This is a genomic window from Verrucomicrobiia bacterium (assembly GCA_035574275.1).
Lineage (GTDB): Bacteria > Zixibacteria > MSB-5A5 > DSPP01 > DSPP01 > DSPP01.
The window spans coordinates 1-13,249 of the sequence record DATLYY010000063.1 but is presented as its reverse complement, the minus strand read 5'-3'; the positions used below and the strand labels follow the sequence as shown (position 1 = coordinate 13,249).

The 13,249-nt window shown below is 57.1% G+C and carries 6 protein-coding genes and 1 tRNA gene; 3 read left to right on the top strand and 4 right to left on the bottom strand.

What is annotated here, in order from left to right; translation table 11 throughout:
* Positions 1-823: LON peptidase substrate-binding domain-containing protein (locus VNL73_08590; GenBank protein HXF49462.1), on the bottom strand; the 823-nt coding region annotated here is incomplete at its 3' end.
* Between the two features lie 164 nt (positions 824-987).
* Between VNL73_08590 and VNL73_08585 the strand changes: the two genes are divergently transcribed.
* Both VNL73_08585 and VNL73_08580 read left to right on the top strand, forming a co-directional pair.
* Positions 988-4,119, top strand: a complete 3,132-nt coding sequence (locus tag VNL73_08585) for a GAF domain-containing protein (protein HXF49461.1) — start codon at positions 988-990, stop codon at positions 4,117-4,119.
* 82 nt (positions 4,120-4,201) lie between these two features.
* Positions 4,202-4,277 (top strand) — tRNA-Arg (locus VNL73_08580).
* A gap of 319 nt (positions 4,278-4,596) precedes the next feature.
* Here VNL73_08580 and VNL73_08575 read toward each other — a convergent pair.
* The 3 genes from VNL73_08575 to VNL73_08565 form a co-directional block, all read right to left on the bottom strand.
* A complete protein-coding gene (locus VNL73_08575) occupies positions 4,597-4,890 on the bottom strand; it encodes a choice-of-anchor P family protein (protein ID HXF49460.1) in 294 nt (97 codons plus the stop codon).
* Positions 4,891-4,996: 106 nt separating this feature from the next.
* A complete protein-coding gene (locus tag VNL73_08570; protein ID HXF49459.1) occupies positions 4,997-6,181 on the bottom strand; it encodes a choice-of-anchor P family protein in 1,185 nt (394 codons plus the stop codon).
* Between the two features lie 135 nt (positions 6,182-6,316).
* Positions 6,317-10,939, bottom strand: a complete 4,623-nt coding sequence (locus VNL73_08565; protein HXF49458.1) for an HYR domain-containing protein — start codon at positions 10,937-10,939, stop codon at positions 6,317-6,319.
* Between the two features lie 1,225 nt (positions 10,940-12,164).
* Here VNL73_08565 and VNL73_08560 point away from each other — a divergent pair.
* Positions 12,165-13,249: PAS domain-containing protein (locus VNL73_08560; protein HXF49457.1), on the top strand; the 1,085-nt coding region annotated here is incomplete at its 3' end.

Genomic DNA, 13,249 nt, shown 5'->3' with positions numbered 1-13,249 from the left:
TTTTCACCTTCGCGGGGAGGGCGGCTTTCTTCAAAATCCGGTGGAAGCGTTCCACATCTTTCGGCTCGGCTTCTTTTTCCCCCAGTTCCTGTTTGATGGCGGCCAGCTCCTGGCGCAGGTAGTATTCCCGCTGGTTTTTTTCCAAATCCTTCTGCACCTTGGCCGCCAGCTCGGTTTCCACTTTCTTTTTGTTCAACTCCCGGTTCAAAAATTCCACCAGCCGGTAGAGGCGCTCCTTGGTGTTCAAGGTCTCGATAATCTGCTGTTTTTCCGACAGGGGAAAGAGGGCGTAGCCGGCCAACAGGTCGGCAAAATGGCCGGCGGAGGAGAGATTCAGCCGCAAAACCTGCACCAGCTCCGGCGAGTAACGGGGGTCGGAGGCGACCAGCCGTTCAAAAAGCCCGAGCGCCTCGGCAATCAACAGATCGGTATCGACGGATTGAATCTCTTCCGAAGAGAGGGGGTTCAAACGCCCCACGAAGAAGGGCTCGGTCTGAACGAGTTTTTCGAGTTCGACTCTCGTCAGTCCGTGGAAAACGGCCTGAATGGTGTGATTGGGCATGTTCACCCGCTGGATGATACGGGCGGCGACGCCGATTTTGTACAAATCCTCCTGCTTTTGGACGGAAGGGGAGCTTTCCTTTTGGGCCACCACGCAGACCAACTGGTCGTCGGCTTTGTTTTCTTCCAAAAGCCGGATGTTTTTTTCCAGCCGGACGTGCAGGGAGGTGACGCCCTGCGGAAAAATAACCGCCGACATCAGCGGTAAAACCGGCAATTCCGCAGGAATCGAAACGTTCAGTTCCGGAGTTTCTTTTGTCATCCTTCCCACACCCTCAATCTTTTTCAACCGCCAACGGCATTCCCTTGTTCCAATTATCGGCCGAAACGGAGGGGAAAATAAATCATCGACGGCGGGAAGGTTACAGCTTCCCTCTGAAAAGCCGATATTTATAAAGAAATGGGTCCATACCTAAGGGGTGGGGTGTGTCCGGTGAAACGTTCAACAGCGGGGAACGTGATTTGGCGTACAGTCCGGCCGAGCGGCTAAAAAAACTTTCGCAACTGGAGCGTTTTCTTTCCAAAAACGACGGGCCGGCGATGCTGCCGGCGGCGGTCGGGCTGGCCGAGATTTACGCGGCGCGGATGGTGCGCTTTGAGCGGGCGGCCGGCCGGCAACTGGAAGCGCAGTGGCTCGTCCGGGGGGAAAAGGGTTTGAAGGGCGGCAGTTTCCCCCTTTCCGGCGCGGTTTCGCAAGCGGTCTGGAGGGAGGGACGGCTCTACAACTGCGACGACGCGCGGAAACGCTTCCAACAGGATTCATTCGTTCAGGAATATAAAACCGACTGTTATTTCGGCCTTCCCCTTCCCGACGGAAAAGGAAAGGTGCGCTTGGTGTTGAGTTTTCTGGGGGATACGCCGTTCGCTTTTTCCGGGGAGGAGATTCGTTCCGTTATGGGAGTGGTGGAACGGATCATCGCCAAAGCCGCCCCGCCCCCTTCCCCCAGTGAAGGGGAAACAGAAGGGCTGCGCCGGCGGAACCGGGAACTGGAGCTTCTGAATGCCGTGACGGCGGCGGCCGGGGAGGTTTTGGACAATCCGGCGCAGTTGGAGGAGGCGCTGGCGACCATCGTCGAACGGTTTGCGGCCTCCGCGGGACTCGTATTTCTGTGGGAGGAGGCGGCCCGGAAGCTGGCGTATTTTGCCGGTTCCAATCCCCGTTTCAAGGAAGCCCTGGGAGGGGAGAGCCGGGAGTTTGCGTCTTTCAAGTCCGCCCTTGAGTGTCTGCGGGAAGGGGCGTGGGGGGATTTGGATTTGAAAAAGCTGTTCGGGGGGGAGTACTGGCAGGCCGTTCCTTTGGAGATAAACGAAAAGAAAAGCGGGATTTTACTTTTGGCCGCCGGGCAGGCGGTGCGGGGGGAGCCGCTTTCGGTTCTGGCGCCGGCCGCGCGGCAGCTGACTTTTGCCGTGGAGCGGCTGGCGCATTTCCAGCGGGAAAAGAGGCGGCTGGTGCAGCTGGAAACCTTGAGCCAGGTGGCGACGCGGATCGCCGGCTTTCTTTCCCTCGACGAACTTTTACCCTACGTGGTGGGGCTTTTGCACGACCATTTCCGCTACTATCAAGTCCATATTTTTCTTCTGGACGAGGAGAGGGACGAACTGGTGGTGATGGCCGGCAAGGGGGAATACCGGGGGGCCAAGTCCACCGTGGGGCAAAGACTGGCCATCGGCCGCGGCATCAACGGGATGGTGGCGCGAACCGGAAAATCGCTTCTGGTGAACGACGTGACCAAGGAGCCGGCCTTTCACTTCGTCAAGGAGCTGCCGGACACCCGCTCCGAGCTGACCGTTCCCATCAAGGCGGAGGGAAAGGTTCTGGGGACTTTGGACATCCAGAGCTCCCAGCCGGACGCCTTCTGGCCGGCGGACGTTTTGACCTTGCAAACCGTGGCCGACCAGGTCGGCATCGCCGTGACCAACGCCCGGCTTTTCGAAAAAAGCCGCAAGCAGAACCTCCGGCTTTCCATCTTGAACCGGCTCTCTTCGGAAATCGCCTCCGCCCGGGAGCGGAAGGAGGTTTTGGAGTTGATTCTGGAGTCGGCCCGCAAGCTGCTTTCCAGCGGGCATGCCCTGCTTCTGGTGTCCGCGCCGAACGGCCTGGCTTTGTTTGAATACCGCCTTTCCCCCGAGGAGAGCCGGACCGCAAGGCGGCTGGTGCAGGAGCTTTCGCGGGCGCAGGAGTTTTTGCGCGGCTGCATCGAGGCGGGGGAGTGCCGCTACTACGACCTGGCGCGGCTGGAGGGCTGGCCCTCGGCGGTGGGGGACTGCCTGGGGCGGCTCGGTTTTTCCCGCTTTTTCTGCGCCCCGCTCCGCGCCCGCGGCGGCAAGCTTCTGGCCTTTCTTTTGATTTCGGCGGAAAACACCCATGAGTCGCCGGACAATTTTCTGCGGCTGGTGCAGGCGTTTGCCTATCAGGCCCAGACCGCCCTGGAAAACGCCTTTCTCATCCAGGAACTGATCGAATCGGAAGCCAAGTTCACCGATTTGTACGAAAACGCGCCGGACATGTACCAGACGCTGGACTCCACCGGCCGGGTTTTGGCCTGCAACCGCACCCAGGAAAAGGTCTTGGGGGTTCCCAAAAAGGAGATTTTGGGCCGTCCCTTTTCCGACTGGGTGCATCCGGACTCCAAGGGGGCCTGGGAGGAGCATGTGCGGACCGTTTCCGGCTCGGCGGAGGAATCCTCCTGCCACGTGCATCTGGTTTTGGCCGGCGGAGGGGTGATGGATGCCGAGGCCCATTCCCGCCGGGTCGTTTCGCGCGAGGGGGGGATTTTGATCCGCAGCGTGCTTCGGGACGTTACCGAGAAGAAAAAACTGGAGCAGCAGCTTTTGCAGAGCCAGAAGATGGAATCGATCGGCACGCTGGCGGCGGGCGTGGCGCACGAGTTCAACAATTTTCTGGGGGGGATCGTGGGGTACGCCGATCTGGCTTTGCGGATCGGGCAGCCGGAAAAGATGACCAAGAATCTTGGGGAAATCATCCGCATCAGCCAGGAGGCCAAAGAGGTGGTGCGGCAGCTTTTGAGCTTTTCCAAGAAAGTGGGGGAGGGGACCTGGCTGCCGGTGGATCTGGAAAAGGTTATGCGGGAGGCGGCCGATTTGGTGGCCCGGGAACTGCACCGCCAGGCGATCCAATTGGAGTGGCGCCTGGAAAAAACGCCGCCCCTTATGGGGCAGCACGAGCAGCTCGTGCAGGTCTTTTTGAACCTTTTCATCAACGCCGTTCACGCCATCGGGCAGGGGGGAAAAATTGCGGTGCGCATGGCCCCCCTCGGGGAGTCCATCCGCGTCGAGGTGGCGGACAACGGGTCGGGAATAACGCCGGAAAACCTGCCCAAGATTTTCGACCCCTTCTTTTCCACCAAGGGGGTGTACGGGGACGGCAGCCAGCCCGGCACCGGCTTGGGGCTCACGATCTGCTACAACGTGGTGCGGGCCCACGGCGGGGAAATTACCGTCGCCAGCGAAGTGGGGGCCGGCACCACCTTCACGTTGACTTTTCCGCTCCCGCGAAAAGCACCGGTTTCCCCTCCCACCCGATCCGCCGTTCCTTAAGCCGCGCCCGGCAACCCGCGCGGCCGGCCGCACGAACCGGCGGTCTTGTTTTTTGCTTTTCCACCCTCTAATTTGGCTTTGGGCCCCCGTAGCTCAGATATGGATAGAGCAGCGGTTTCCTAAACCGTTGGTCGGCCGTTCGAATCGGCCCGGGGGTAGTTTGTCGGAAGGGTTTGGATTTCAAGCAGTTTCAGTCGATTCCGATTCGATAATTTCTTCGCCAAATTTTGCCTTGCTACGGCTTTTGCTACAACCTTTGCTACGGTTCAAGGTAGTTTAAAGGCGTTTCAACCGCTTTCGTGGCATTTTGTCACGCTCTCGAAATTTGATGTAACATGCAGAAATATTTCGACTTGGAAAGATAAACATCTATGGCTGAAATTTTCGGAATCAATGACAAGCGGTCTCAAAAACCGCTGTTCGGTGTAGTTTAGTTCATCCAGTTTTTTGGCACCCCGAACTTCAAAGGAGCAATCCTTACCCAACCGGTTTTGAATTTTCCGGCAAGTCAAGGCGGGCGACCTCAGCACGGTCCGAGGAAACAACCAGGTCGATCGCTCCGGGGATTATCACATGCAAGGTGTAGGCCGTAGGGGACTCGTAAGCTCCTTCAGGGGAACGAATCTGTTCGTTGATTATCACCCTTCCGGTTCCCAGCGGAAGCCAAACGATTTGATTGGGCTTTCCCGTACTGATGACCGGAGTGCCGTTTATTTGCAAGTCGGTCACCACCCCGGCTGTACCATACGATGCGTATATTTTCTGTTCCACTTAAATTACCCGTCATTTCAGGGCATCCCCCCCGGCCGCCGTCCACCGGTTGGCGACGGCGGCCGGATTCTCTCCTATAGAGAGATGATGCCGCTGGCTGGCTTTTTTACTTGGTGTGCAGTTGGATATTGCCACCTTGCAGGTAGCCGCCGGCCGAATAGCCGTTGGAAAGGCGAATAAAGAACCGATCGTTCCGCCCCGGCTCGCCGTTATCGGAGACCTCCACTTCATAGGTGTAGCCGCCTTGATTGTTGACCTCGGCGGTTCCGCGAATGCGGCGGGTGGTGGCGTCCACGACTTCATAACTGGTCACGCCCGTGCCTTTCACGTGCCGGACCCCCTGCGCATTCCATCCATGGTCGATGTAGTTTAGATGACCCCAGAGGGCGCCTTTTTTAATTCCACCAGCCACGCCGAAGTTTCCGTGGGCGCCGGAAGGTGTCCCGTTAATCCATCCGCCGCCGGTGACAAAGTCGTCCCCCTCCGGCCAGACCGATGTACCTTCACAGGTGATGTCGGCATGGGCCGAGGAAACCACGATATCGGCGGGCTTGCAAAGCAAGCAGGTGGTGATGATAATGTGTAGGGCATTGACCGTGATGGCGCCATACGTGCCCTGCTGGGTCCGCACCTGCTCGTTGATTATGACTTTCCCCAGTCCCAAAGGCAGCAAGACGGTTTGATTCGGTTCTCCCGTACAGACCACGGGAGTGCCGTTTATCCACAGGTTGGCCACCTCGGAACTTCCAATTAGCTGCACTCCGGATGGTGTGCAGACGGCCTCCGCTCGCGCGGAAGCAAACGAGGCGGTTATGGTCTGGCCAGCGGCGCAGGCCACGTTCACTTCTCCAAGTGAAGCTTCCGAACGGCTCCGGTCACCTTGACCGATGGTGGAGGCGTGCAGCACTTCCGCACTTACAAGACCGGGAACGCTCGTTTGCACAAGACTCGCTTCCGCCGCTCCTCCAGAAGGCCCAAGCGGTCCGGCATGGGAAAACACGGTTACCACCCCCGCCACATTGGCCCGGAATGCGGTCGCCTCACCGCTAAATGTTCTGCCTGCCGACCCTCCGGTCCCCCCCCCTCCGGTGGCCGTATCCCCAGGGAGTTTTCCATCTCTGCCCCATCCATTGCCGTTGTTCAGCAGAGTACCGGCTGCCTCGCTTCCGCCGCCGGAAGTCAGCGCCTCTTGGCGCGAGGGCATGGACTTTTGGCAGGAAGCAACAAAAGCGACAACCAAAAAGAGCGAGAGGATGGCCGTTATAAGCGCCCCTATACGTTGTTTTTTCATATCCGATTACAACTCCTTTCTTTCAACCATTCAATTAAAGGGAGGCAGCCCCGCCCCATTAGGGGGCGGGTTTTCCTTTTGGGGCGGGGCTATCCTCAGGACGATCCTATTTGGGTTTTCCTTCCATGGTTTTTGCTAACATGGCAAACTCTCGCCGTCGAATACGGCACGCAACAGCAGAATCAGGTCCGAGGGGAACAATTCCCCATCGCAGTTGACGTCGCCAATTTCGAGCGAGCAGTCTCCAGTCCCATTGTGCAGGCAATCCATCAAGATTACCAGGTCCATCGGGGTGAGCTGGCCGTCGAAGTTCAAATCCCCCTTCTTTCCAAAGAAGGTTGAGGCCGCTTCGGACGGCTGGCTTTCGTTTCCTGCCGAATCTACCGCCGTCAAACGGTAGTACAGCCGTTTCCCTACATTGGGAGTGGAATCCTTGTATTGGGTGGCTGCTGTATGCCCGATCAGTTTCGATGTGCCGAAATTATCGGTCGTATCCCGATAGACCCGATATTCCTTCAGGTCTTTATCCGGAACTGCGCTCCAGCACACATCTACCTTTCCGGCGTTGGGGGTGACCGAGTCGATAACGGGTGAGGGCGGCGCGCCGCCGTTCAGCACGACGGTTATGGCAAACCCGCAGGTAGACTTATTGCCGTGCTTGTCCGTAGCCGTGCAGGTCACCAGGGTTATTCCGATGCCGCAGAAAGTACCCGATGGAGGGCTGCATTCCACCGTGGCCGGCGGGCAATTGTCCGTGGCAACAGGCGGCGTGTACACGCAAATGGCTCCTGCGCTATTGCTTGTATGCACGGTAATACCAGAGGGGCAGACGACCACCGGCGGCGTAACATCCTCAACCGTTATGTTGAACCCGCAGGTCGTTTTGTTGCCATGTTTGTCGGTTGCCGTGCAGGTGACTACAGTCACCCCCACGCCGCAAAACGAGCCGGAGGGAGGGGTACACTCCACAGTAACCGGCCCGCAGTTATCGATTGCGACGGGGGGGGTGTAAATGGCGATCGCTCCGCAGTCGCTCCCGACCTGCAAGGTGACGCCGGACGGGCAGACCACCACGGGCGGCAGGAGATCCTGCACGGTTATGGTGAACTGGCAGGTGTCAGCATTGCCGGACTTATCCTTGGCGATACATTTCACCGTGGTTATTCCTATCCCGCAGAAAGAGCCGGGAGGCGGAATGCAGTCAACTTCCACCGAAGCCGGGCAGTTATCCACGGCGACCGGCGGTGTGTAAACCGCAATCGCTCCGCAGCTATCCTTGATCGCCGGCAAAACAATATTCGGCGGACAGACAATCTGCGGCGGCTGGTTATCGTTGACAGTGACCGTAAAGCTGCAGGTGTCCTTGTTGCCCGACTTGTCGACTGCTATGCAGACCACCGTCGTGGTTCCCGTTGGGAAGGTGGAACCAGAGGCGGGAACGCAATTGAACATAACCTCCGGGCAGTTGTCCGAAACCGTGGGGGGTGGATACGTCACCACGGTCAGGCAGTTGGCTTCCGCGCTCACCGTTTGATTGGGCGGGCAGACAATCTGCGGCGGCTGGTTATCCCGAACCGTCACGGTAAAACTGCAGGTATCCTTGTTTCCTGCGTTATCCGTGGCGATGCAGACCACCGTCGAGATTCCCACTTGAAACGTGGAACCGGATGGCGGCGTGCAACTCACCGTGGCCGGCGGGCAGTTTTCTATCACCGTGGGAGGCGGATAGGTAACCACCGCGGCGCACTGGCCGTTGGCATTCACCGCTTGATTGGGCGGGCAAATCACCACCGGCGGTACGATATCCTTCACAGTCACTGTGAAGCTGCAGGTATCGGCATTGCCGGCCAAATCCTTGGCAATACAGATAACCGGCTTGGTTCCTATGCCGCAGAAAGTTCCGGGAGGCGGCACGCAGGTGACTACGGTCGAGCCCGGACAGTTGTCGATAGCGCCCGGGATGGTATAGGTTAGAATCGCCCCGCAGCTATCCTTGATTGCCACCAACGTCAGATTGGGCGGACAAATCACAGTCGGCGGTTGGTTATCCCGCACAGTCACCGTAAAGCTGCAGGTGTCCTTGTTCCCCGATTTATCCACGGCTATGCAAACCACCGTGTTCGTTCCAACCGGAAATGGAGAACCGGAAGGAGGAATACAATTGAATGTAACATCCGGGCAGTTGTCCGAAACCGTGGGGCCGGGATAGGTAACTACCGCCACGCAGTTGGCGCCGGCGTTTACCGTTTGATTCGGCGGGCAGACGATGCTCGGTGGCTGGTTGTCACGCACGGTAATGGTGAAGCTGCAGGTGTCCTTGTTGCCGGAAGCATCCGCGGCTATACAAAGAACCGTCGTATTCCCCACCGGGAAACTGGAACCGGACGGGGGCGTGCAATTAACCGTGACCGAGCCCGGGCAATTGTCCGAAGCCGTGGGCGGCGGATACGAAACCACCGCCACGCACTGGCCGTTGGCGTTCGCCGTTTGATTAGGCGGGCAGGCGATCTGCGGCGGCTGGTTATCCCGCACGGTCACCGTGAAACTGCAGGTGTCCTTGTTGCCCGCTTTATCGGTGGCAATGCAGACGACCGTCGAGGTCCCCACTTGGAATGTGGAACCGGAAGACGGGGCGCAGTTCACCGTTGCCCCCGGACAGTTGTCCGAAACCGTGGGTGAAGGATATGAGACCACGGCTTCGCAGTTGGCCCCGGCACCCACTGTTTGATTCGGCGGACAGGCGATGCTCGGCGGCTGGTTGTCCCGCACGGTCACCGTGAAGCTGCAGGTGTCCTTGTTCCCGGACACGTCCGTGCCGATGCAGACCACCGTCGTTGTGCCGACGGGGAAAGATGAGCCGGAGGGCGGGACACAGCTAACCGTCCCGCCTGGGCAGTTATCCGAAAGGGTGGCCAGAGGATACTGCACCGTCGCGGCGCACTGGCCGCCTCCGGCGTTGGTTGTTTGATTGGGGGGACAACTGACTATCGGTGACTGATTGTCCTTGACTATCACCGTGAAGCTGCAGGTGTCCTTGTTACCCGCGTTATCCGTGGCAATGCAAACCACGGTCGAATTCCCCACCGGAAAACTGGAGCCGGAAGGGGGTGTGCAGTTGACCGAGGCTGGCGGGCAGTTTTCAATCACGGTTGGAGGTGGATAGGATACTACCGCCGCGCATTGGCCTTGGCTGGCGTTCGCCGTTTGATTCGGCGGGCAGACCAATACGGGCGGTAGAAGATCTTTAACTGTAATGGTAAAACTGCAGGTGTCCTTATTGCCGGAAGCGTCGGTCGCAATGCAAACCACCGGCTTGGCTCCTATTCCGCAGAAAGTTCCGGAAGGAGGAACGCATAGAACCGAGGCGCCGGGACAGTTGTCAACGGCGACGGGGGTCGTATAAATGGCGATTGCTCCGCAACTGTCTTTGCCGGCCGACAGGATAATGTTGGGCGGACAAACCACCGTGGGGGGCTGGTTGTCCCGCACTGTCACCGTAAAGCTGCAGGTATCCTTGTTGCCCGATTTGTCCGTCGCTATGCAGACGACTGTTTTCGTCCCAATCGGGAACGAAGAGCCGGATGGAGGATTGCAACTGACCGTGGGATTCGGGCAGTTGTCCGAAACGGTCGGTGCCGGATACGAAACTATCGCCTCACAGCCGGGTCCTGCGTTGGCCGTTTGATTCGGCGGACAGGCAATTGTTGGCGGTTGGGTATCCTTGACCGTCACGGTAAAGCTGCAGGTGTCCTTCCTTCCGCCGTTGTCGGCCGCAATACAGACCACCGTTGTGGTACCCGCTTGGAAGGTGGAACCGGAAGGAGGCGAGCAGCTGACCGTGGCCGGCGGGCAGTTCTCAATTACGGTTGGAGGCGGATAGGTCACCACCGCTGCGCAATTGCCGCTGGCATTCACCGTTTGATTCGGTGGACAGACAATCACCGGCGGCAGGGTGTCTATGACTGTTACGGTAAAACTGCAGGTGTCCGCATTGCCGGCCAGATCTTTGGCAATACAGATGACCGGTTTGGTCCCTATTCCGCAGAAAGAGCCGGGCGGCGGGACGCAGGTAACCGTAACGTCCGGGCAGTTGTCCGTGGCGACTGGAATGGAAAAGTTGGCAATCGCTCCGCAGCTGTCCTTGCCCGCCGGCAAAGTAAGATTTGGCGGGCAACTGAGTACCGGCGGCAGATTGTCGCGCACCGTTATCGTAAAGCTACAGGCAGTCGTGTTTAGGGATTTGTCCGTAGCCGTGCACCGGACCGTCGTGGTTCCCACCGGAAAAGCGGAGCCGGAAGGAGGAACGCAAACGACCGTAGCCCCCGGACAGTTATCCGATGCGCTGGGGGTCGTATAAGAAACCACCGCCGCGCACTGTGCCGGTGTGCAATTCACATTCTGATTGGGCGGACAGACCAATTGCGGCGGCTGATTATCCTTCACCGTCACGGTAAAACTGCAGGTCGATTTATTTCCGGAAGAATCCGTGGCCGTGCAGGTGACCGTCGACACCCCCACCGGGAAAGTAGAACCGGAAGGAGGGGTGCAACTGACCGTGGTTTTTGGACAGTTGTCGGTAGCCGTGGGTGCCGGATATGAAACGACCGCATCACAGCGCCCAGGGCTTGCATTTGCGGTCTGATTCGGCGGACAGACGAGCAGGGGTGGAAAAATATCGTTAACCGTGATGGTGAAACTGCAGGTCTGTATTCCGCATAAAGCCGTGTTTGCCGTGCAGGTGACTGGCGTTATTCCCACTCCACAGAGTGTCCCGGGCGGTGGAACGCATATAACCGTTCCCAAACCGCAGGGCAAACTGATGGAGGGCACCGTGAAACTGGCAATCGCGCCACAACTGTTTGGGGCGCAATTCTGCACAACATTGGAGGGACAAGTTATCCCTCCGGTGCTTGGGGCCGTATTGGAACCCCCTTCGTCAGCCCACAGCGGGCCGACGAAGAGGAAGAGAATCATTACGGCGAAAATCAATGCGTATACCGTACATCGATTACGCATTTGGCACCTCCTCTTCTTCCAATAAATGGTGGCACTTAAAAGCAATTAAACTTTGGCCTTTTCGGAACGCCCGTCGGCCAAAACTTATCCGCCTTGGGTAAGTAGAATTTGAATCACCTCCTCTTGCTTTCATTAACGCTTCTCTTCCGTTTTTTCCTTGAGCCGAAAAAAGGAAAAAACAGAGCTACACCTTCACATAACGCCCACCCTTTTTTCTTTGAACTACTGCTGGCCACCAAGTGCTGGGGGAGGTATCTAGCAACAAAGGTGCCAAGAGCTTTTTTTCTGTCAATGTCCATTTTGACAGGGCCAGCTGCCAAGTCTTCAGTTTCACAGGAAAAAACCGCAGGTTACAAAAGGGGTGAAGCCCCTACTATACGGAAGGCCTTAATTATTCGTTATGGTGAAAAAATGCAATATCTTGCAATAATGTGATATGTTAAATCATCGCCGGTTGTCAAAAAAGCGCAGCAATATGCATAAAAGTGATAAAGCTCAATGTTTCATTCTAGCAATGTTGGTGTTTGGCTATAATTTGCCCTGTTCCGCTATGAGCCTTATAAAGACCTATTCAGAGCATAGCTATTCCCTAAATGTATATGCCAACACTACTTTTTTATTCAAGCGGCTCAAGGGGGAAAGGAGGCTGGGTTTTCTTGTTCAAGTGACAAGCTTCACAAGCATCCCTTAATTTGTTCAATCTGTTTTTTTAAAAATTTTGCCCGCATTGAGACCCGGGCTTTGGGTTTCAACCGGTTAGGGCAGTTTTTCGGCAAAGGACTTGCATTAATAACTTCTGCAATTTGTGTGACGAAAGGATGGCCGAATCTTATAAAGAATGGGATGCTTATTTTGAAAGGCGGGTATTTTCATGACTAATGGTAAAAAATTCAAAAACATACTAAAAACTCTCCAATCTCGTGTCCGCGGCGTCCCTTTTAAGCAATCGGAAGAAGCAGTTCGGGCAATGGAAAACCCAGCCCGTTCGCTTTCGGACTCGTCCCCGGCGCCGATGTTTGTTATCAACTCGGAAGAGCGGATGGTGTACGCCAATCAAGCCGCGGCTCAGACACTCGGGGCGGAACGTCCGGAACAATTGTTTGGGAAACACCCCCTCGCCTTAATCCACCCTGATTTTCACGCCATTGTCAAGGAGCGTCGGCGCCGGGTGTTGGAGGAAGGAGAGAAATCTCCTCTGATCCAGGAAAAATTCGTGCGCCTGGATGGAAAGGTGATTGACGTGGAGGTGGCGACGATGCCGACCACCTTTGAAGGCCGGTCCGCCATCCATGTAGTTTTCTTGGAAGCCGGCGAGCGTCGCAAATCGGAAGTGGAGTCATCCCGCACTGCCCAGGAATTGACCAACCTGATTGATACGGCCAACGCCCCCATTTTCGGTATCGACAGGAAAGGGCGGGTGACCGAATGGAACCGCAAAGCGGTGGAGATTACCGGCTACGAAAAGCACGAGACTTTGGGCCGCAACTTGGTGGAAGAGTTCATCACTAAGGAATACAAGGCCTCCGTGAAGGAGGTTTTGGATAAGGCTTTGAAAGGGCACGAGACGGCCAACTATGAGTTTCCTCTCTATACCAAAGAGCGGGAGCGTCGGGAGGTTTTGCTGAATGCCACCACCCGGCGGGACATGCAGGGGAACATCATCGGGGTGATCGGCGTCGGCCAGGACATCACCGAACGGAAGAAAGCGGAGGTCGAGTCGGCCCGGATTGCGCAGGAATTGACGAACCTCATTGATACCGCCAACGCTCCCATCTTCGGCATCGACCGGGAGGGGCGGGTCACCGAGTGGAACCGCAAGGCGGTGGAGATTACCGGATACGAAAAGCATGAAACGTTGGGGCGAAACCTGGTGGAGGAATTTATCACCGAGGAATACAGGGTTCCCGTAAAAGGGGTTTTGGACCAGGCCTTGATGGGGGTGGAAACCGCGAACTACGAGTTTCCCTTATATACAAAAGGGCGGGAGCGGCGGGATGTTCTCTTGAACGCCACCACCCGGCGGGACATGCAGGGGAACATCATCGGGGTGAT